We start from the raw sequence: 19,365 nt of genomic DNA on the forward strand, positions 1-19,365 counted from the left end.
AACGCCGCGCGGGTCGTGCGATGCCAAGCGCGCGGCGCGGTCTCAGCAGCCCGTCAGAACGCGTTCCGATAGGCGCGGCGGGACACGATGGTCTGGACCATGATCTGGATGTCGAACCAGATCGACCAATTGTCGATATAGTGGAGGTCGCAGGCGACACGCCGCTCCATGTCGAGGTCGGTGAGCGTCTCGCCGCGGAAGCCGTTGACCTGCGCCCAGCCAGTGATCCCGGGCCGAACGTTGTGGCGACGGGCGTAGAGCGCGATCCGCCGCTCGAAGCTGCGATCGTGGGCGAGCGCGTGGGGCCGGGGGCCGACCAACGACATCTCGCCCCGCAGGACGTTGATCAGCTGGGGTAGCTCGTCGAGGTTGGTCCGCCGCAGGAACGCGCCGACGCGGGTGATGCGGCTGTCGTTGCGGGTCGCCTGACGGAACGCCGCGTCCGGCTCAGCGCGCATCGATCGGAACTTGAACACACCGAACGGCTGCTGATTGAACCCGTACCGCTTCTGACGGAAGAAGACCGGCCCCCGGCTGTCGAGCTTGATCGCCACGGCGATCGCGACCAGCAACGGAGACAGCGAGACCAGCGCGATCGCCGATACCGTGAGATCAAACGCGCGCTTCAGCAACACCTCGCCCAGATTGAGCGGGCGACGGCCGATGTTGATCCCCGCGACGCCGCCGACCCGCGCGACCTGCAGATCCGGGAACCGGTCGAGCACCGTGCCGGGGCGCAGATGCAGGGCGGAGGGAACCCGCAGGAATGCGTCGATGCAGCGCTCGACCTCCGCGGTGTCGGCCCAGGGCACGAGCACGAACACATCGTCCGGCCGCAGGAAGCGGACGACCGAGACGGCGAGGTCGAGGTCTTCCTGCAACTGATCATGGCGGGTCGCCGTGTCGGCGCCCGGATCGACCCGGCGGAGGTAGCTCGTGCCGACGATCCGCAGGCCGAGATTCTCGGACTCGTTGGCGGCGTAGAAGCGGGTGATGTCGTCCTCGTACCCGACCAGATGGACGCGGCTGACGGAAGTCGATCCGGCCGTCAGACGCCTGCGCACCACGCGTGTCATCAGGTCCCGCGTCGCCATCAACGTGGGGAGCCCGAGCAGGAAGATCCCGATCGACACGATCCGCGAGTAGTCGTTGGTCGTCTTGGTCATGAAGCTGACCACGAGCAGAGCCGCCCAGGCCACCAGCCACAGCGACGCCACGCGCTGAAGATTCGCCTTTCGCGCGATCACGTTGTCGAGATTGTATTCGGAGCGCAGTGCAGTCGTGGCGACGATGACTAGGCTCAGCAGCGCCGAAAGCCTGAGCCCGCGTAGGCTGCCCAGCCAGAGCGGGCCGTCCTCGTAAGCGACATGGTAGCCGAATTCGATGCAGAGTGTGACCGCCAGGATCGCCAGGACGTCGGTGAAGGCCAGCGCCGATGACAAGCCGATCCGCGCCACGGCGCGACCGCGACGGGGAAGCACCGCCGACCACGCGTTGCGGCGGCGCTCCGCCGTCTCGGGCAGAGCCTGGAACGTTTCCGGAAGCCGATCGTGAAACATTTGCCGCGCCACGTCCCGTCTTGATCGGACTCTGTACCAGTCTGAAACGCGCAAGGTTTCAGCGCCGGCCTGTATCCGCGACGGAGCAAGCCGTGGGCCCGAACGACTCACGATTCCGGGATTTCGAGCTCGGCGCGACTTAGTGCGCAACCTGAGCCGCGACAATACATGATTAATGCTGAACTAATGCTGAGCGGCTGTATCGCACGCTCAGCACCCAAACGGTCCGGCGCAGGACCGTTTGGGCCTGCGCCGGTTTCATCCAATCGCGTTGGCTGGGGTTGCGGCGGACGGTGATCGATTCCGCTGATGGCAGAGCCTCACGCCGTTGAGACGGTGGCCGCGACCTTTTGTGCAAGCCAAGCTTGATCAGATGGCCTCGACGCTCTCCGGGTCTGCACTTGAGGAACCGACGGTCTGAATCGCCTCGAAGCCTTCGAATTGCGGATGGCCGAGATAGAGAGGCTTGGTCGAGGGAACGCGTCCATGAGCCTTCCGGAACTGTTCGGAACGCGTCCACGCCTCAAAATCCGCGCGCGAGCGCCAGATGGTATGCGACGCATACAGAACGTGGTCCTCATACTCCGGACCGCGAAGCAGGTGAAACTCGACGAAGCCCGGCATCTCGCCCAGATGGCTGTCGCGACCTAGCCAGACCGCCTCGAAATCGTCGGTCGCGTCCTTGACCACCTTGAAGCGATTCATCGCGATGAACATGCGTTTCTCCTTTTCGGCGTTAATCATACAAGCGTCGCTGTCTCTAGGGTGACCCGCGGCGCGGCGACAAGGCGCACCACAGAAACTGCGCAGAGATTCGCTATCGACATTTCAGCAACAATGTTGCAAAGATGTGTAAGGTTAAACTAGAAGCTGTAACCTTAGACTTGCGAAGCCTGACAACTTGGTGTCCTACTGCGGCGTCGCTCGATTGTGTCGCGGGGCTGGCGTTTGCCGGTTGCGAGCACTTGAGCGGGTAGATCGACTCGTACGACATAGGACGCAGGGGCGGACGGTGAAGCGGCGCGACAGCGAGGCGAAGACACCGCGTCCGCAACAGGACGCAATCTCTTCCGCGGAGAAGGATCTGTCCGGTCAGGCGATGCCGAAGCAGACCACCGACGTCGACCGCCTCGTTGGTATCCGCATCACGGCGTTGCGCAAGGCGCGGGGCATGAGCCAGACCGCGCTGGGCAACGCGGTCGGCGTGACCTTTCAGCAGGTGCAGAAATACGAGAAGGGCCAGAACCGGGTCGGCGCCGGGCGGCTGCGCGAGATCGCACGACTACTTGAGGTGCCTGTCTCGGCGTTCTTCGAGGAGAATGAGCCACGCGAAAATTCCCGGGAGAATGTGTTCGGCTTCCTCAGCTCACATGGAGCGATCGAATTGCTGCGGGCCTACGCGCAGATCGAGGACGAGCAGATGCGCCGCGACGTGCTGGCGCTGGTCCGCAGCGTTGCGCGCCTCGCCCAGGCGCGCAACGTCCCGCCTCCGGCCAACCCGACCTGACCGAAGTTGTCCTCCGCAAACCCGTCACCGCGTGGGTCTCAAGCCTGCGCCTGGTCTGCGGCGATGACATGGAAGAAGCTTCCGGTGACCGTGCCGAGCCGGTGCCCGGCGAGGCCCAGCGCGACGTCCTCCGCATCCGTGACCTGGGCAAGCGCCGCCGATACATCCGGCACCGGCGACACTTCGCTGGCGTAGTGGAACTCGTGTCCGACCAAGCGCGCGCCGCGCCTGCCAAGAACGCCGTCGCCGCAGAGCCGCGCGACACGGTATCCGAGGTGGAGCTTGCGACGGTGGTATGAGGTCCGGACTGGCAGCAGGCCCGCCATCGCGTGAGTCGCGCCGTCCGCATCTTCGAGACTCTGCCCCAGGACCATGTAACCGCCGCACTCACCGTGGACGGGGCGCGCCTGCGCGAAGCTGCGCAACCCTTCCATGAACCGGCTGGCGCGCGCCAGCCGGCCCGCGTGCAGTTCCGGGTATCCGCCGGGCAGCCAGCACACGTCGCAATCCGCGCGGGGTGGCTCGTCGGCCAGCGGCGAGAACGGGACGAGCTCAGCCCCGGCCTTGCGCCACCCGGCTTCGATGTGCGGATAGAGGAAGCTGAAAGCCGCATCCCGTGCGACGGCGATGCGCTGTCCGGGCGGAGCGATCAACGAGCCCGTCGCGACCGGTACGGCGCCACCGGCGCAGGCTGTCACGGCGTCGAGATCGATTCCCGCCTCGGCCAGATCGGCCAGCCGGTCGAGGCGCGTCTCGAGATCGGTGGTCTCGCCGGCCTGAACCAGGCCGAGATGACGCTCGGGCAAGACGAGTTGTGCGTCGCGCATCAACACACCGAGGACCGGCAAGCCAACCCGCTCCATCCCGGCCTCGACCAAGCGGCGATGGCGCGCGCTCGCGACCTTGTTCAGGATCACCCCGGCAATCGTCAGCCGCGGGTCGTAGAGCTTGCAGCCGAGCGCGACCGCGGCAGCCGACTGGGCCGCGCCGGACACATCGACCACCAGCACCACCGGCCACCCGAAGCGGGCGGCGATGTCGGCATTGGCCCCGGTCCGGCTCTCCGCAGCCCGCACACCGTCGAAGAGGCCCATGGAGCCCTCGGCGATCACCAGGTCGGCATCGGTCGCCGTGGCCGAGGCGAGGGCGTCGAGCAGCGGCGGCGCCATGGCGAAGCTGTCGAGGTTGAAGCTCGGCCGGCCGGTCGCGGCCCTGTGAAAGGCCGGGTCGATGTAGTCCGGTCCGCATTTCGCGGCCCGGATCCGCAGGCCGCGCCGGGTCAGCGCCCGCATCAGGGCGAGCGCCACGGTGGTCTTGCCGGAGCTGGAGCGGGGCGCCGCGACGAGGAGTCCGGGCGCGCTCACGACGCGGTCCCGACGGTGCCGCCCGGGCGGTAGCGCCGATCATAGTCGGGGGCGTAGAGGGCGCTCTCGCGGAAGGTCTCGGCGCCCAGCGCCGGCCCGACGAGGATCAGCGCGGTCCGCTCCAGGCCCGCCGCCGCGACCAGGCCGGGCAACGTAGCGAGGTCGCCCAACAGCACCCGCTCATCCGGCCAGGACGCGCGGAACACCGCAGCCGCCGGGCAGGACGGCCCGTAGAACGGGATCAGCTCGCCCGCCACCCGCTCGGCCACGTGGATCGACAGATGGATCGCGAGCGTCGCGCCGGTGGCCGCGAAGGCCGCCAGCGTCTCGCGCTCCGGCATGGCGCTCGCCCGGCCGGAGGTGCGGGTGAGCACCACGGATTGGGCCACGCCCGGCACGGTGAGTTCGCGCCGCAGCAGGGCGGCCGCGGCTGCAAAGGCTGGGACGCCCGGCGTCACCGTGTAGGGAATCCCAAGCCCGTCGAGCCGCCGCATCTGCTCGGCCAGCGCGCTCCAGATCGACAGATCCCCCGAATGAAGGCGCGCCACATCCTGTCCGCTGGCATGCGCAGCTTCGATTTCCGCCATGATGGCGTCGAGGTCGAGGGGGGCGGTATCGATGATCCGCGCGCCGGGCGGGCACCAGCCGAGGATCTCGGGCGCCACCAGGGATCCGGCGTAGAGGCAGACCGGGCAAGCCGCGATCCGGTCGCGGCCACGCACGGTGATGAGATCCGCCGCGCCGGGGCCGGCGCCGATGAAGTGAACCGTCATGGGGCAGGATTCGTGTTGGGCCAGAGGGCCAGCGCGCAGGTGGCGCCGCCGCTCGCGATCCGGGGAAGAACGAGGCGGCTCTCTGGTCCCGCCACGGCCAGGGCGGCCGCTTCCGCCAGCGAGCCGATCCCGCGCAGATTCTCGATGCGCGCGGAGCGTGTGACGACCCGTGCGTCGGAGGCCGCCAGGGCGTCGGGTCCGACCGGGCAGGGCGCCAAACCGAACCCGGCCGCGGCCGCGGCGATGGCGGGTTCGCCGGCGCGGTCTGCCGCGGTGGCGACGGCGGCGAGCGCCGTGCCGTCGACGCCGGCCTGCCCGAGCGCGCGGGTGATCAGCGCCGCGATCTCGTCGGGGCCGGTATTCCGGCGGAATCCGATGCCGGCGACGAGACGACCGGTCATGTCTTGGTCCAGGCCCATTGGGTCACCGGCATCGCCGGGCGCCAGCCGTGCAGGCCGCCCACCGGGCTCGCCCGGTCGACCGAATAGCGTCGCAGGCTGCCGCCCTGTTGCGCGAAAGCCGCCAGCAGGGCGGCTTCGCCCTGGAGCGTCACCGCGTTGGCGACGCAGCGCCCGCCCGGCCTGAGCGCCGCCAGCACCGCCGGCAGGAGGCCCGGCTCCGAAACGCCGCCGCCGATGAAGACCGCATCCGGCGCCTGCAGGCCGGCGAGCCCCTCGGGGGCTGCACCGGTGACCACCGCGAGATCGGGGGTGCCCAGAGCCTCGGCGTTCCGCCGGATGCGCTCGGCCCGATCGGGCCGCGCCTCGATCGCGGTGGCGCTCAGGCTTGGATGGCGGAGCATCCACTCGATCGCGATCGAGCCCGCGCCGGCTCCGATGTCCCACAGGTGCAGGCCCGGATGGGGGCGCAGGGCCGCGAGCGTCATGGCGCGGATCTCCGCCTTGGTGAGCTGCCCGTCATTCTCGAACAGGCTGTCGTCGAGCCCCGGCGCGAGCGGGAGGCTGCGGCCCTCGCCGGCGACGGCGATCGCCACGGTGTTGAGCGGGTCGATGATGCCGAGATCGAAGGCGTCGGCGCGAGCTGCACGGACGCGCTCCCGGGGGCCGCCCATGGCCTCGAGGATGGTCAGCAGCGACGCGCCGAAGCCGCGCTCGCGGAGCAGGCCGGCGAGCGCCGCCGGGGTCGATCCGTCCCATGACAGCGCGAGCAGCCGGGCGCCCGGCTGGATATGTGGGATGATCCGGGCGAGCGCCCGACCATGGAGGGTGACCAGGCCGCACTCGGCCAGTGGCCAGCCCAGCCGTGCGCAGGCCAGGCTGAACGCCGAGGGCTGCGGAAACGCGCGGATCTCGGCCGCCGGTACCAGCCGGGCGATCTCGGCGCCGATGCCGTAGTGAAACGGGTCGCCGGTGGCGAGGATGCAGGTGGGCTCGCCTCGACGATCGAGGATGCCCGGATAGGCCGCGTGGATCGGGCTCGGCCAAGGTCGCATCTCGGCGTAGAGCGGGCCCGCGAGAGCAAGATGGCGCCGGCCGCCATAGACGACGCGGGCGGCGTCGAGCGCGGCAGCGGCGGCGGGCGCGAGCCCCGCCCGCCCGTCCTCGCCGATGCCCACGATCGACAACCAGGGGGTCGGGCTGGTCCGGCTCGACAGTTGCTCAGCGCTCATGGACAAGGTGCCCATGACGAACGGCGGCATGCGGATCCTGATCCTCGGCGGGACCGGCGAGGCGAGCGCCCTTGCGCGATCTCTCGCCGGTCGGTCCGACCTGTCCCTGGTGCTGTCGCTGGCCGGCCGGACCACCGCGCCGAAGGCCGAGCCCGTGCCGACCCGCCTCGGCGGTTTCGGCGGGGCCGAGGGGCTGGCCCGGTACCTCGCCGCCGAGGGCGTCGATCGCCTGATCGACGCGACTCATCCTTTCGCCGCAACCATCTCCGCCAACGCCGCACGCGCGGCCGCGCTGACGGGTGTGCGGCTCCTCGCGATCCGCCGTCCACCCTGGTACCGCGGCGCCGGCGACCTCTGGAACGAGGTCGACACAATGGAGCAGGCCGTTGCCGCCCTGGGGCCGGAACCCCGGCGCGTGTTCCTGACGATCGGTCGCCAGGAAGCCGGAGCCTTCGCGGCGGCTCCGCAGCACAGATATCTGGCGCGTACCGTCGAGCCGCTGGGCGACCTGCTGCCGGTGCCGCATCTGACCGCGCTCGAGGCGCGCGGGCCCTTCGACGCGGGCTCCGAGGTCGCGCTGATGCGCGCGCACGGCATCGAGATCGTGGTCAGCAAGAATTCCGGTGGCGCGGCGACCTACGGCAAGATCGCGGCGGCGCGCGGACTGGCGATTCCCGTCATCATGGTTCGCCGGCCCGAGAAGCCCGACGTGCCGAGCGTCCCGGATGCCGAGGGCGCGCGCCGCTGGCTGGATTTCGGGGATCACGCCGTCCCCTCGACCTTGCGCGCGGTGTAGACGAAAGGCGGACGGCCGTCCCGGGGGATCAGGCGCGTGGTCGAGGCGCCCAGGATGACCATCGTCGCCATGTCGGCCGGCACGTCGCGGGCCTCGGCGAGCGTCGCGACCCGGATCGCCTCGTCGGGCCGGCTGATCGCGCGGGCGAACATCACGGGCGTTTCCGGAGCGCGGATCCCGGCCGCGATCTCGAGCGCGGCCCCGAGCTGCCAGGGCCGGGCCGACGAGATCGGGTTGTAGAGCGCGACGACGAGATCCGCCCGCAGCACAGCCTCGAGACGGGCGATCACCACCGGCCAGGGTTTCAGGTTGTCCGAGAGCGACAGGGCGCAGAAGTCGCTCCCGAGCGGTGCCCCCAGCCGCGCCGCGGCCGCCAGCATGGCGGTGATCCCTGGCTCGACCGTAATCGCAAGGTCGCGCCAGCCGGGTTCGCCGTGCTCCACCGCCTCGAACACGGCCGCCGCCATGGCGAAGACGCCGGGGTCGCCGCCGGAGACGACCGCCACCCGACGGCCCCCGGCCGCGAGCTGCAGGGCGTGGCGAGCGCGGTCGACCTCGACCCGGTTGTCGCTGGCATGCCGGACGAGGTCCGGACGCTCGGGCACGCGGGCGACGTAGGGAAAGTAGCCGATCAGATCCTCGGCCGCGTCCAGGGCACGGCGGGCGGATTCGGTGAGCAGGCTCGGGTCGCCCGGGCCGAGGCCAACGACCGTGACGCTTCCGCTCAAGGCCGCCGCCCCTCGCCGGGCAGCAGCACCATCGAGAAGTACGGGGCGTCGTCGTCTGCCTTGTCGGCGAGCCGCACGACGCGCTCGCCCGCCATCGTGCCGCGCTCGACATAGACCGCGCGCTCGAGCAGCCCGGCCGCCGCCAGCGCGGCACGCACCTTGGGCAGGTGCCGTCCGAGCTTCATGACGACCGCGGCGTCGGTCCCGCGCAGGCGTTCGGTGAGCGCATCGAGCGACAGGGTCGCCGGCAGAACCGTGAGAACGTCGTCGCCCCAGGTGATCGGGGTCCCCGCCCGGGTCCAGCAGCCGGACATGCCGGTCACGCCCGGCACCACCTCCACGGTGAAGCGGTCCTTCAGGCGCCGCCAGAGATGCATGAACGAGCCGTAGAAGAAGGGGTCGCCCTCCGACAGGATCGCCACGTCGCGTCCGGCGCCGAGATGGTCGGCGAGCTGCCCGGCCGCATCGTCGTAGAACGCCGCGAGCGCCGCGACGTAGTCGGGATGCTCCGGGTGGATCTCGGTGGTGTAGGGATAGGCCAGCGGCATCTCGCGGGCGGGATCGCGCAGGATCGCGTCCGCGATGGTGCGGGCGTTGCCGCGCTTCCCGCGCTTGCAGAAATGCACCAGCACCGGCGCGCGCATCAGGATCCGCTGCGCCTTCACGGTCAGCAGCTCTGGATCGCCAGGACCCATGCCGACCCCGTAGAGCGTACCGGTCACCGCCACGGCCGGGATCTCCTCGCCGGGCGCGTCCAGGCGTTCGAACCCGTCCATCACTCGACCTCGCTGGCGAGGGCGTTGACCGCGGCGGCCGTCATGGCGCTGCCGCCCCGCCGCCCGTGGACCACCACGAAGGGGACGCGGCCGTCCCGGGCGAGCGCGTCCTTCGACTCGGCAGCCCCCACGAAGCCCACGGGGATCCCGATCACGGCAGCCGGGGGCTTCACCCCGGCGTCGAGCAATTCGAGCAGGCGGAACAGGGCGGTCGGCGCGTTGCCCACCGCGACGACGCTGCCCGGAAGGTGCTCGCGCCACAGCTCCATGGCGGCGGCGGATCGGGTGGTGTTGAGCTGCTTCGCCAGATCCGGCACGCGCGGGTCGCCGAGCGTGCAGATCACCGGGTTCGCGGCCGGAAGCCGCGCCCGGGTGACGCCGTCGGCGACCATGCGCACATCGCACAGGATCGGTGCGCCGCCCTGGAGCGCCGCCACGCCGGCCTTGGCGAAATCAGGCGACATCTCCACGTCTGAAGGAAGGTCGGTCATGCCGCAGGCGTGGATCATGCGCACGACGACGCGCTCGGCCGCGCCGGACCAGCGCGCGAGGTCGGCCTCGGCCCGGATCATCGCGAAGGAGCGGGCGTAGATCGCGCCGCCGTCACGGATGTAATCGTAGCGGGACGGAGGTTCGTGGGCCGCGGCCGGCTCCGATCCTGTCTGGCGCAGGGCGTTCTGGCTCGCGCTCATGCCGGTCTCCTGGTCCTCCCGGACATCGTCAGGTCTGTATCCGGCGCGAACGCGGCGGCGAGCCCGACAGTCTTGGCCCTTCCTAACCGCTCCAGCACCGCCTCGATAGAGAGATAGAGCGCGGGCTCATCGCCGGGCGCACCCCCGACGATCGGGCCGTACAGGCCATCCTGGCCGACGAGGGTCAGGTCGGCCGGACCCGGCCGAGCGCAGCCCTTGGCGCAGCCGGAGACGTGCGCTGCGAGCGGCGACATGTCCAATGATCTCGATGCCTCAGCCAGACGCGCGGCATCTGCCAGCGTCGGCGTCGATCCGGAAGCGCAGCCCGGCGCGCCCGTGCAGGCATCGATCCCGCGCCGGGGATCGTCGGGTGCGACGATGAACGCGTCCGCGAGTGCGGCCAGTGCCGGTGCGGCATCCGTGCCGGGTGCCGCGAGAAGGACGAAACCGCGCGTCGGCGAGAGGCGGATCGCGTCCGCGCCGACCGCATCCGCCACCTGTACGACACGATCGAGGGAGTCTGCGGTGCACCGGCCGAACGGCGCGTCGATGGCGAGGATGTGATGACCCGACACGGTGCGAAGGCCGGCGGCTGGGGCGAAGGGTCTGTAGCCCTGGGCGACGTTTCCGCTCCGACGGTCCACCGCGTAAGGTAGATCCCGCACGCGACAGAGCGCGCGCAGAGTGTCCGTGAGGTCCTCGAGTCTCTCGTCCGACAGGTCGCGCATCCGGCGATGGCCCGTGCGCGCGAAGGCGGCCAGGAGTGCCGCCACCAGGGCAGGGGCCTTCTGTTCGGAGCAGGTGACGAGGTCGCGCCGGCCCTCGGCGGTCCCGGCCGCGATCGCGACCGTACCGGCGCCGCTGGCGACCACGAAGCAGTCGGCGTCCGGCAGCGCCACATCCGGGCGCCCCTCGACGACGACGAGGGTCTTGGCCGGCAGACCTGGGACGGCAAGGCCCGCAGCCTCGATGGCGCGGGCCAGCGCCGGCAGATCGATCGCTTCAGACGCGTCGCGGCCGGCGAGCGGGTTCGTGAGCGTCAGTCGCTGCGGACCGCCATCGGCGCGCACGTCGCCGAGCCCAGCCGTTTCCAGCAGGCGGGCGAGGGGCGCCCGGGTCGCGTCGGACACGCCGCGGATCTGCAGATTGGCGCGGGCCGTGAGGTCCAGATGGCCGTTGCCGAACCGGCGCGCGCCCTCCGCCACGGCCCGCGCCTGATCGCGGGAGAGCATCCCGAGCGGCGGGTGCACGCGCGCAAGGAGACCGTCGCCGGTGGGCATCGGGCGGGCGAGACCTGGGCACCAACCCCGGCGGGTAGGGGCCTCCGGCAGCGCGCGGCGGTGCTGGGGCGCCGGGGCGCTCATTCGGCCGCCTCCGGCATCAGCGCGTCGGCAGGCAGGGCGTTGCGGCGGCTGTGCCAGAGGCCGCGGTCTCGCGCTTCGTCGAAGCGCTCCAGGATCGCCCGGGTCGCCGCCGGATTGGCGGCGCGCAGCCGCTCGAACACCTCCGCATCGGCGATCCAGGCGGCGTAAAGCCGGTCGAAGCCGGCATCGGTCACCGCGTCGCTCGTCGCGGCGAGGACGAAGACCGCGTCGAGACCCTGCGCCAGTTCCTGCGCGCCCCGATAGCCGTGGCGCAGCTGCGCGGCGATCCAGCGCGGATCGGCGAGCCGGCCGCCGATCAGGCGTGCCGCATCCTCCCGGGCCGTGCGCGCCTTCGGCCGCTCCGGCACGGAGACGTCGAGGCTGTAGAGTTTCGGGCTGGCGCCCCCGATGGAGGCGGCCGCCGCGAAGCCGCCCATCGCGTCGACTGCGGCATCGCCGTCGAAGAGATCGCGTTCGGCCACGTCGAAGGCGTGCAGGTAGGCGTCCGCCGCCGCCACCCGGGCGGCGAAATCCGCGTCGGGGCCTTCGCGGTCGCCGTAGGCGTGGCTGCTGGCCGCCAGGTAGGCACGCCCGAGATCGCTGCGCGCATCCCAGGCGCCATCGAGCGCGGCGGCCGCCGCTCCGGCGCCGTACCGGCCCGGAGCCGCGCCGTAGACCCGGACCGCGGTCTCGCCACGTCGCCGGGCTGCCGCCAGCGGGTTCTCGTCATCCGGCTCGTCACGGTCGGCGACCGCCCGCGCGGCCCGGTCGAGCAGCGCGAGTGTGTCGGGGAACGTATCGCGGAATGCGCCGGAGACTCGCACCGTCACGTCGATCCGCGGCCGGTCGAGCAGGGCGAGCGGCAGCACCTCGAAACCGGTAACCCGGGTGCTGGCATGGTCCCAGACCGGCCGCACGCCCATCAGCGCCAGGGCGTGCGCCACGTCCTCCCCGCCGGTGCGCAGGGTCGGGGAGGCCCAGAGATCCATGACCATCCGCTCGGGATAGGTGCCCTCGTCCTGGAGGTAACGGGTCACGACCGCTGCGGCAGCTTGCTCGCCGAGACGCGCCGCGGCACGGCTCGGGATGGCGCGGGGATCGAGGGTGGCGAGGTTCCGGCCGGTGGGCAGCACGTCCGCACGCCCGCGCGACGGCGAGCCGGCGGGACCGGGCGCGACGAACCGGCCGTCGAGGGCCGCCAGCAGGCCGGTGCGCTCGCCGGTCGCGCAGGACGAAGCCGCGTCCGCGGCCCCGTCGGCCGCGCGTCCGAAGACATGCAGGCCGTCACGAAAGACGGTCTCGCCGAGGTCACAAAGATGAGCGTCGAGCCGTGTCAGCGCCTCGTCCATCGGGGTTTCCGGGCCGATGCCGGCGCCGTCGAGCAGCCCGGCCGCTTCGGCATCCTCCAGGATGGCACGGGCGATGATCGCGGCCCGGCGCGGATCGAGGACGCTCGCGGCGGAATACTCCTCCACCAACTCGCGCAGGCGCGCAGCCTCGGGCGGCAGGTCGTGCGCCGCGGTCGTCGGGGTCAGGTGACCGAGCGCGATCCCGCCAAGGCGCCGCTTCAGCGGGGCCGCCTCGCCCGGATCATCGACGATGAACGGGTAGACCACTGGAAGGCTGCCCACGCAGAGGGCAGGGAAGCAGGTGGGCGCGAGCGCCACGGCCTTGCCGGGCAGCCACTCGGTCGTTCCGTGCGTGCCGAGCTGGACCAGCACGTCGAAGCGCTGCCGCAATCCGAGATGGAAAGCCAGATAGGCGTGGGCCGGGACGCGCTCCGGATCATGATAGCCGGCCTTCCGGTCGGGATCGCGCCCGCGGTCCGGCTGGAGGAAGACGGCGAGGCGACCCTCTGCCGCAGCCGGCGCGCCCTCGGCCACGCGGAACCGGAACGCGCCATCCACGCAGCCGGGGTCGGCGTCGGGCGGACCCCACGCGTCGGTGAGCGCGGCGCACGTTTCCGCGGGAAGCCCGGCGAGCCAAGCGGCGTAGTCGGCGAGCGGCACGCGGAACGATGCCGGGCCCTGCGTGAGCGCGGTCATCAGGGCGCCGGAATCCGGCAGCCCGGTCGCCGCGTAGCCGGCTTCGGCGAGGTCGGCGGCGATCATCCGCGCGCTCTCGGGCGTATCAAGTCCGACCGCGAAGCCGGCCCGGCCACCGCGGGCCGGATAGTCGGACAGAACCAGGGCCACGCGTCGCTGCGTGCGGGGCAGGGCGGCGAGGCGCAGCCATCCGGCGGCCCGCTCGGCGAGCGCCGCAATCCCGGTCGCGTAGGGAACGGCCCGGCGCTCGGCGAAGCCGGCGACCTCCGGGGCCTCCTCCTTGAACGAGATCGGGAAGCCCGAGAGTCGTCCGTCGAATTCCGGCAGGGCCACCTGCATGGCAAGATCGGCCGCGCCCATGCCCCGGGCCGAGACCTCCCAGGCCGCCCGCGACGCGCCGACCGTAAAGGCCTGAAGCACCGGACAATCGGCGCCGTCGAGCACGAAATCGAGGCGGTCCTCGCGGGCCGAAAAGGCCGTGGCGGCGATCACGAGATCGGGCCTGCGCGCCCGCACCGCCTCCGCGACCGCGGCGGCGGCGACCGGCTCCTTGAGGCTCGATACCGCCATCGGCAGCACGCCGATCCCGCGGGCGCGCAGGGCTTCGGCGAGCGCAACAAACGGCGCGGTGTCGCCGCCGAGCACGGCAGATCGATAGATCAGGAGCAGGGCCAGAGGTGTGCTCGGCGTCCTGCAATCCGCGAGCGGCACGGCGCTCGCAGCGGCCGCGACAGCTCGATCGAGGGGAAGAACGCCGCAGCCTGCGCACCAGGGAAAACCACGCGGCAGCGGCTCGGGCGGCTCCACCGCCAGATCGGCGCCCGTCCTGGTGGCCAGCAGCCGCAGCATCCGGCGCAGGTTGTCAGGACCGCCAGCGCGGAAATATCGATCGAGGCGCTCGGCTAGGTCCGGATCCGTGGAGAAGGCCGCAAGCCGCGGATCGGGCCGGTCGTCGCCCGGCAGCACCGCGAGTACGACGCCGTGCGCCCTCGCCGCCTCGGCGCAGCGCTCGACGCCGTAGCGCCAGTAGTCTAGCCCGCCGAGGCAGCGGATCACCACCACCTTGGCGTGCGTCACCACGCGCTCGACGTAGAGGTCGACCGACAGTGGATGCCGCAGCTTGGCGAGCTTGGCGAGGCGCAGGCTCGGCAGACCGGGCTCGGCGGCGTGCGCCTGCCCGATCCCCGAAAGGTCGCTGTCGGTGAAGGACAGGACGACGAGATCGCCGGCCTCCTGCCCGAGGTCCACCGCCGCCTCGCCCTCGTCGAGGGAGACGGTATCGATGCGCACGAGATGCATTGCGGCGGCCCCTAGACCGTGACCGCGCGCGACCGCGCGCCGACGCGTGTCGTGAGGGCGCGCGCGGGCGTCGTCATCCCGCCAACGCCGCGGCGACCGCGTCCTGGTCGAAGCCCTTGAGCCCGATCACCACGAGCTTGCCGTCTCGGGACTCGCCCGACCGCCAGGGCCGGTCGAAATGGTGGGCGACCCGCCGGCCGACGCCCTGAACCACGAGGCGCATCGGCTTGCCCTCGACCTCGGCGAAGCCCTTGATCCGCAGGACGCCTTCGGCCTCGGCCGCCTTCTCGACGCGGGCGGCGAGATCGGCCGCCGTCACCGCCGGGCGGACCGGCAGCGCCACGGTCTCGAAATCGTCGTGGTCGTGATCTTCGCCCTCGCCGTGGTGCGAGGGCCGCGAGGCCAGATCGTCTTCGGCCGCCGCGCCGAGGCCCAGCAGCACCAGGGGATCGATAACGCCGTTCTCGGTCTCCACCACCTTCACGGCGCGGGGCAAGTGACCCTCGACCTCGCTGCGGACGCGGGCGCGGGTCGCGGCATCGATCAGGTCGGCCTTGTTGAGCACCACGAGATCGGCGCAGAGGAGCTGATCCTCGAACACCTCCTCAAGCGGATTGTCGTGATCGACAGACTGGTCCGCCGCGCGCTGGGCGGCCAGGGCTTCCGGATCCTCCGCGAAGGCGCCGGCCGCGACCGCCGGCCCATCGACCACCGCGACGACCCCATCGACCGTGACCCGCGAGCGGATCGCCGGCCATTGGAAGGCCTGGACCAGGGGCTTCGGCAGGGCGAGGCCCGAGGTCTCGATCAGGATGTGCTCCGGCGGCTCGGCGCGGGACAGCAGCGTCTCCAGCGCCGGCACGAAATCGTCCGCGACGGTGCAGCAGATGCAGCCGTTCGGCAGCTCAACGATGGAGTCCTCAGTGCAGCCCTCGACGCCGCAGGCGGCCAGGAACGACTTGTCGAAGCCGACATCGCCGAACTCGTTCACCAGGATGGCGAGGCGACGACCCTTGGCGTTCTCCACCACGTGGCGGACCAGCGTGGTCTTCCCGGCGCCGAGGAAGCCCGTGACGATGGTGCAGGGGATTTTGTTCACGAGGGTCATTCCGCGGCCTCCAGGGTGCCGGCGGTGCGCGGGCGGGGTTCCGGAAAAGGGGGGATGCGGGCGATCACGCCCTTGCGGAACTCGGCCGGGCGCTCGCGCCAGGGCACGATGCCGTCCGGCGTCGCCGCGTAGGCCGCGAGCCCGGCGAGGATGGTCTCGGCGGAGGCCGCCGGATCCATGTCGCCGTACACGTAGGTCCAGCGGTCGGCCGAGGCGACCGCCACCGTGCAGGGGCGCTTGCACACCGACAGGCACTCGACCGGCTCGACCCGCAGATCCGGGGCATCGCCGGCGCGGTCCCGCAGGGCCTCGAGCAGGCGCGCGCCGGCCCGGGGACCGGCCGCGTCGTCACCCTCGCGGCGGCAGGTGGTGCAGACGTACAGGACGGTCTCAGACACGGGCGGTCCCCGCTGCCGTCTCGCGCGAGAAGGCCTGCCACGCCCAGCCGAGGCCGAGTCCGATCAGCATCCAGAACACGAAGCTGATCGCCAGCGAGCGGGCCGCGAACTGTGCGGCCAGCGCGGCGGGCAGCTCGGACGCGCCCTCCGGTGCCGGCGGCGCGCCGACGGCGTGTGGCGCGACGATCAGGACGAGGCCGCCCAGGATCGCGATCAGCGAGCGCCGGATCCCGATCAGGTACAGGCCCATTCCTGTGGCGGCGGCGGTCATCACCCACCAGAGCTGCCGTGCGGCGAGCGGCGCGGCCTCGCTGCCGGGCAGTTCCGGCGGCAGGCCGAGACCCGGGGCGAGGGCGACGCTGGCGAAACCCGCTACCGCGAAGGCGAGGCCGACCTGCGGCGTCGGATCGCGCCCGCAGGCGAGCACCACGGCGCCGAGCAGCAGGGCGTAGCCCACGCCGCCGACCAGGGTCGCGAGCGCGGTGAACGCCATGCGCGCGAGGCCTTCGCCGGGCTGCCATTCCGGCGCGGCGTCGGGCGCGGCATGGTCGTGCCCGCCATGCGCCAGCACGATCGGCAGGCCGATCGCCGCCTGATGCGTCGGTTCCTTGCGCTCGTAGCGCTCGGCCGCCACGATCAGCGGCGAGGTCAGCGTGAGCTCGAGCCCCGTCACGACGGCAGCCGCGAGGAAGCCGGCGGCGAGCGCCGCCGACAGAAGCCGGATGATCATCCCTGCGACGCAGGCGTCAGTGGCAGGGGAAGTTCTGGGTGTGCCGGAAGTCGTGCGCCGCGTTGTGGAGCGCGATCGCCGGCGAGAAGCCCGCCATGAACAGGAGGCCAAGGCCCAGGAAGGCCGCGAGCGCGACGGCGACCGAACGCTCGGACGAGCGGGTGCCGGTGGCGACGGGGGCGAGGGTCGAGGTGGTCATCAACATGTCTCCAGCCGCCCCACCGGCGGCATTCCGGGATCCTGGCGTGACGGCAGGTCTCCTGGCTCGCAGCTCTGCGCGCCTGCCGCCTTCCCGGATCGCTCCGGTGGCGCTCTGGCAGGCGCTCGCCGCTCACAGTTGCGGGGGCAGCCGCGGAGTCGAGGCTCGCGCCCCTCACCGCATTCCCTTTTCACCCCGTTGCCGGGGCACCGTCACGGAGCCGTTGTAGACGCATGGCGGCTTGCGCACAACGGAGTGGCGAGCGGTAAGATCCGGATTATCCAGAGCGCGCGCCTCTCGTCGCTCAGGGCGTATCCTTGAGGCGCTCCGCGGGCGCTCCCGCCGGTGCCGGTCCGGAGTCGCGCGCCTTCATGGCATCCGCGTAGAGCCGCTCCACATCCGCCTTGAACGCGGCGCGGGAATCCGGCCGCGTGTAGAACATGTGGCCGCCGGGATAGACCGCGAGGCTGACGCGGCCGGCACCGTAGGCCGGGACCTGCGCGAGCAGGAGCTTCGAGGCGTAGTAGGGCGTCACGAGATCCGTGAAGCCGTGCGCCACCAGCACCCGCAGACGGCCGTCGAGCGCCAGGGTGCTCTTGAGGTTCGACAGCACCTCGGGCGCCTGCCGGCCCGACCCCCAGCTCCAGCCGCGGTTCACCGCATTGTTCAGGAGTTCGTAGCGCATATTGGGCACGGGCCATTTCAGAGTGCGCGCGTAAAGGTCGAGCATTGCGCTGGTCAGCGGCGCCTGCAGCGCGGTCAGCTGCGGGTCGTCGAAGCTCGATTGGGCCGCGTCCGGATTGGGATCCCAGCCGGTGATGCCGGTATCGTAAGCGCTGGTCACGCGACCCTCGGCGCGGTCGATCTCGCGCTGGACGCTGCGGGTCGACAGGCGCGCGGCCTGCGCCCGCACCAGGGCGGCATCGAGCCCGACCAGGGGTGCGACCCGCTCGGTCATGCGTGCCACGGCGGTCGCGTCGCTCGGCCCCTTGAGCAGGTCCGCCAGATAGGCGCCCGAGGCGTACGATTCGGCGTCCTTCAGGAGCGCCGGGGTCGGGATTGTGCCGGACCGCTCCAGGGCGCCGGCCGCCAGGGAGGGCAGCTTCAGGACGTAGCCCCAGGGGTTGGCACGCGGCGTTTCCAGCCACGCAAAGTCCAGAACCGGCGAGAGCAGCACCATCCCGGACAGGCCGACCCCGATATCGTCTTGAAGCTTCTCGGTGATGAGCGGCCCGCGGAAACCGCCGTAGCTCTCGCCGACGTAGAATTTCGGGCTGGCCATCCGGTCGTTGACGCGCAGGTAGCGCGCGATGACCGCGGCTAGGGTCGAGGCGTCGGAATCGATGTTCCAATAGGCCTTGCCGTTGCCGTCCGCAGCGCGGCTGTAGCCGGTCCCGACCGGGTCGATGAAGACCAGATCGGTGAAGCCGAGCCACGTCCCGTCATTGGGCGTGAGCGCGACCGGTTGCGAGGGGCTGATGCTGTCGCCGCCCGTGGGCAGTCGCCAGGGTCCGATCGCCCCGATGTTGAGATAGGCGGAAGCCGCGCCGGGCCCGCCATTCACCGCGAAGGTGACGGGGCGCTCGCGACCGACTTCCGGCGCGACCGTATAGGCCACGTAGGCGATCTCGGCCTGCAGCTTCCCGGCCTCGTCGACGAGGGGCAGGCTGCCGGCCGTGGCGGTGAAGTCGAGGCTCTTGCCGTTCGCCAGGGTGAGGCTGTGCCGCGTGGTCGAGTCCGGCGGCAGACGGCGGCCTTCCGGCCCTCTCGGCGCCTGCCTGGATTCCGACGGCCGAAAATCGTGCGGCGCATCCTGGGCGACCCCCGCCAGCGGCGCCTCGAGGATCAGGACGGCAACGAGAGCGGCACGCGCGAGGCATTGGCTGAGGTGCACGTTACGCCTTCTTGTTCCAGCGGCCCGAATCGTCCTGCTGCCAGTAGGCGACCGCGTGGCCCGCCTCCTTGGCCTGCTTCCACTGCTCGCGGGCGCGCAGCAGAGCATCCTGGTCGGTCCCGTCGAACAGGATGCAGATCCGCTCGTAGGCTTCGGCATCCGGCGGCAGGTCGGCACCTTCGACCAGGAAGCGGATCGAGGCGGTGTTGGGGTTGATGTCGCGCAGGGTCAGCACGACCGGCTGGCTCCCCGCATCCGGCTCGCGATCGGTGCCGTGCGGCAGGAAGCTCTCGTCCGAGTAGGTCCAGAGGTGGTCGTCGAGCGCCTGCAGGCGCTCCTCGGTGGCGGCCTGGATCGCGGCCTGCCAGCCCCGGTCGAGCGAGCGCTCGACGAGGTTCGGCAGCACTTTCTCCAGGGGCTGACGCTGCATGTGGTAGAAGAGGATCTCGGTCACGGTCCGGTCAATATAGGGTCCGGGACCGCGGCGCGAGGAGCGGCGCGCC

General features: G+C 71.4%; 19 protein-coding genes and 1 riboswitch. Of the genes, 2 read left to right on the forward strand and 17 right to left on the reverse strand.

Annotated elements, in window-relative coordinates; all coding sequences use genetic code 11:
- Positions 1 to 53: 53 nt before the first annotated feature.
- Positions 54 to 1,559 carry an undecaprenyl-phosphate glucose phosphotransferase gene (locus AC3WSN_RS29705; RefSeq protein ID WP_492542849.1) on the reverse strand — a complete coding sequence of 502 codons (1,506 nt, stop codon included), beginning with the start codon at positions 1,557 to 1,559 and terminating at the stop codon, positions 54 to 56.
- Positions 1,560 to 1,928: 369 nt separating this feature from the next.
- Positions 1,929 to 2,276, reverse strand: coding sequence for a heme-degrading protein HmuQ (gene hmuQ, locus AC3WSN_RS29710; protein ID WP_492542851.1), 348 nt, complete (start codon positions 2,274 to 2,276; stop codon positions 1,929 to 1,931).
- 382 nt (positions 2,277 to 2,658) lie between these two features.
- Between hmuQ and AC3WSN_RS29715 the strand changes: the two genes are divergently transcribed.
- Positions 2,659 to 3,066, forward strand: a complete 408-nt coding sequence (locus tag AC3WSN_RS29715; protein WP_492543327.1) for a helix-turn-helix domain-containing protein — start codon at positions 2,659 to 2,661, stop codon at positions 3,064 to 3,066.
- A gap of 38 nt (positions 3,067 to 3,104) precedes the next feature.
- On the opposite strand, the gene AC3WSN_RS29720 is transcribed toward AC3WSN_RS29715, so the two are convergent.
- The 4 genes from AC3WSN_RS29720 to cbiE are packed head-to-tail and all read right to left on the reverse strand — an operon-like array spanning position 3,105 to position 6,833.
- Positions 3,105 to 4,430: a cobyrinic acid a,c-diamide synthase CobB gene (locus AC3WSN_RS29720; protein ID WP_492542853.1), complete on the reverse strand. Its 1,326-nt coding sequence runs from the start codon at positions 4,428 to 4,430 to the stop codon at positions 3,105 to 3,107.
- Positions 4,427 to 5,203 carry a precorrin-4 C(11)-methyltransferase gene (cobM, locus tag AC3WSN_RS29725; RefSeq protein WP_238194375.1) on the reverse strand — a complete coding sequence of 259 codons (777 nt, stop codon included), beginning with the start codon at positions 5,201 to 5,203 and terminating at the stop codon, positions 4,427 to 4,429. The genes AC3WSN_RS29720 and cobM overlap by 4 nt, the downstream gene beginning before the upstream one ends.
- Positions 5,200 to 5,604: a cobalamin biosynthesis protein gene (locus AC3WSN_RS29730; RefSeq protein WP_492542855.1), complete on the reverse strand. Its 405-nt coding sequence runs from the start codon at positions 5,602 to 5,604 to the stop codon at positions 5,200 to 5,202. The genes cobM and AC3WSN_RS29730 overlap by 4 nt, the downstream gene beginning before the upstream one ends.
- On the reverse strand, positions 5,601 to 6,833 hold the full coding sequence (cbiE, locus tag AC3WSN_RS29735) for a precorrin-6y C5,15-methyltransferase (decarboxylating) subunit CbiE (RefSeq protein WP_192707354.1): 1,233 nt from the start codon (positions 6,831 to 6,833) through the stop codon (positions 5,601 to 5,603). Before cbiE ends, AC3WSN_RS29730 begins: the two co-directional genes overlap by 4 nt.
- Before the next feature lie 28 nt (positions 6,834 to 6,861).
- Between cbiE and AC3WSN_RS29740 the strand changes: the two genes are divergently transcribed.
- Complete coding sequence (locus AC3WSN_RS29740; protein WP_492542857.1) at positions 6,862 to 7,629, forward strand: cobalt-precorrin-6A reductase; 768 nt, start codon at positions 6,862 to 6,864, stop codon at positions 7,627 to 7,629.
- Here AC3WSN_RS29740 and cobJ read toward each other — a convergent pair.
- The 11 genes from cobJ to AC3WSN_RS29795 all read right to left on the reverse strand — a co-directional run bounded on the left by cobJ (position 7,596) and on the right by AC3WSN_RS29795 (position 19,316).
- Positions 7,596 to 8,357, reverse strand: a complete 762-nt coding sequence (gene cobJ / locus AC3WSN_RS29745) for a precorrin-3B C(17)-methyltransferase (RefSeq protein ID WP_492542859.1) — start codon at positions 8,355 to 8,357, stop codon at positions 7,596 to 7,598. The genes AC3WSN_RS29740 and cobJ overlap by 34 nt on opposite strands.
- The gene (locus AC3WSN_RS29750) at positions 8,354 to 9,133 is read right to left on the reverse strand and encodes a precorrin-2 C(20)-methyltransferase (protein ID WP_492542861.1); all 780 of its coding nucleotides are present in this window, start codon (positions 9,131 to 9,133) and stop codon (positions 8,354 to 8,356) included. Before AC3WSN_RS29750 ends, cobJ begins: the two co-directional genes overlap by 4 nt.
- Complete coding sequence (locus AC3WSN_RS29755) at positions 9,133 to 9,825, reverse strand: precorrin-8X methylmutase (RefSeq protein WP_492542863.1); 693 nt, start codon at positions 9,823 to 9,825, stop codon at positions 9,133 to 9,135. Before AC3WSN_RS29755 ends, AC3WSN_RS29750 begins: the two co-directional genes overlap by 1 nt.
- Positions 9,822 to 11,189 (reverse strand): precorrin-3B synthase, encoded by a 1,368-nt coding sequence (gene cobG / locus AC3WSN_RS29760; RefSeq protein ID WP_492542865.1) that lies wholly within the window; start codon positions 11,187 to 11,189, stop codon positions 9,822 to 9,824. Before cobG ends, AC3WSN_RS29755 begins: the two co-directional genes overlap by 4 nt.
- A complete protein-coding gene (gene cobN, locus AC3WSN_RS29765; protein WP_492542867.1) occupies positions 11,186 to 14,533 on the reverse strand; it encodes a cobaltochelatase subunit CobN in 3,348 nt (1,115 codons plus the stop codon). Before cobN ends, cobG begins: the two co-directional genes overlap by 4 nt.
- A gap of 73 nt (positions 14,534 to 14,606) precedes the next feature.
- On the reverse strand, positions 14,607 to 15,641 hold the full coding sequence (cobW, locus tag AC3WSN_RS29770; protein ID WP_492542869.1) for a cobalamin biosynthesis protein CobW: 1,035 nt from the start codon (positions 15,639 to 15,641) through the stop codon (positions 14,607 to 14,609).
- Positions 15,638 to 16,039 (reverse strand): DUF1636 family protein, encoded by a 402-nt coding sequence (locus AC3WSN_RS29775; protein WP_192706768.1) that lies wholly within the window; start codon positions 16,037 to 16,039, stop codon positions 15,638 to 15,640. Before AC3WSN_RS29775 ends, cobW begins: the two co-directional genes overlap by 4 nt.
- Complete coding sequence (locus tag AC3WSN_RS29780) at positions 16,032 to 16,769, reverse strand: CbtA family protein (protein WP_492542871.1); 738 nt, start codon at positions 16,767 to 16,769, stop codon at positions 16,032 to 16,034. Before AC3WSN_RS29780 ends, AC3WSN_RS29775 begins: the two co-directional genes overlap by 8 nt.
- A 16-nt stretch (positions 16,770 to 16,785) precedes the next feature.
- Positions 16,786 to 16,968, reverse strand: coding sequence for a CbtB domain-containing protein (locus AC3WSN_RS29785; RefSeq protein WP_492542873.1), 183 nt, complete (start codon positions 16,966 to 16,968; stop codon positions 16,786 to 16,788).
- 34 nt (positions 16,969 to 17,002) lie between these two features.
- Positions 17,003 to 17,197: riboswitch (cobalamin riboswitch) on the reverse strand.
- A gap of 75 nt (positions 17,198 to 17,272) precedes the next feature.
- Positions 17,273 to 18,862, reverse strand: coding sequence for a S10 family peptidase (locus AC3WSN_RS29790; RefSeq protein WP_492542875.1), 1,590 nt, complete (start codon positions 18,860 to 18,862; stop codon positions 17,273 to 17,275).
- A gap of 1 nt (position 18,863) precedes the next feature.
- Positions 18,864 to 19,316, reverse strand: coding sequence for a DNA polymerase III subunit chi (locus tag AC3WSN_RS29795; protein WP_192706772.1), 453 nt, complete (start codon positions 19,314 to 19,316; stop codon positions 18,864 to 18,866).
- Between the last annotated feature and the right edge of the window lie 49 nt (positions 19,317 to 19,365).

Source organism: Methylobacterium sp. FW102-HT35C08 (genome assembly GCF_058790235.1).

Excerpts from the sequence above, each read along its gene's own strand:
- AC3WSN_RS29705 (WP_492542849.1), bottom strand. The coding sequence starts at position 1,559 with ATGTTTCACGATCGGCTTCCGGAAACGTTCCAGGCTCTGCCCGAGACG.
- hmuQ (WP_492542851.1), bottom strand. The coding sequence starts at position 2,276 with ATGTTCATCGCGATGAATCGCTTCAAGGTGGTCAAGGACGCGACCGAC.
- AC3WSN_RS29715 (WP_492543327.1), top strand. The coding sequence starts at position 2,659 with ATGCCGAAGCAGACCACCGACGTCGACCGCCTCGTTGGTATCCGCATC.
- cobM (WP_238194375.1), bottom strand. The coding sequence starts at position 5,203 with ATGACGGTTCACTTCATCGGCGCCGGCCCCGGCGCGGCGGATCTCATC.
- AC3WSN_RS29730 (WP_492542855.1), bottom strand. The coding sequence starts at position 5,604 with ATGACCGGTCGTCTCGTCGCCGGCATCGGATTCCGCCGGAATACCGGC.
- cbiE (WP_192707354.1), bottom strand. The coding sequence starts at position 6,833 with ATGAGCGCTGAGCAACTGTCGAGCCGGACCAGCCCGACCCCCTGGTTG.
- AC3WSN_RS29740 (WP_492542857.1), top strand. The coding sequence starts at position 6,862 with ATGCGGATCCTGATCCTCGGCGGGACCGGCGAGGCGAGCGCCCTTGCG.
- AC3WSN_RS29750 (WP_492542861.1), bottom strand. The coding sequence starts at position 9,133 with ATGGACGGGTTCGAACGCCTGGACGCGCCCGGCGAGGAGATCCCGGCC.
- AC3WSN_RS29755 (WP_492542863.1), bottom strand. The coding sequence starts at position 9,825 with ATGAGCGCGAGCCAGAACGCCCTGCGCCAGACAGGATCGGAGCCGGCC.
- cobG (WP_492542865.1), bottom strand. The coding sequence starts at position 11,189 with ATGAGCGCCCCGGCGCCCCAGCACCGCCGCGCGCTGCCGGAGGCCCCT.
- cobN (WP_492542867.1), bottom strand. The coding sequence starts at position 14,533 with ATGCATCTCGTGCGCATCGATACCGTCTCCCTCGACGAGGGCGAGGCG.
- cobW (WP_492542869.1), bottom strand. The coding sequence starts at position 15,641 with ATGACCCTCGTGAACAAAATCCCCTGCACCATCGTCACGGGCTTCCTC.
- AC3WSN_RS29780 (WP_492542871.1), bottom strand. The coding sequence starts at position 16,769 with ATGATCATCCGGCTTCTGTCGGCGGCGCTCGCCGCCGGCTTCCTCGCG.
- AC3WSN_RS29785 (WP_492542873.1), bottom strand. The coding sequence starts at position 16,968 with ATGACCACCTCGACCCTCGCCCCCGTCGCCACCGGCACCCGCTCGTCC.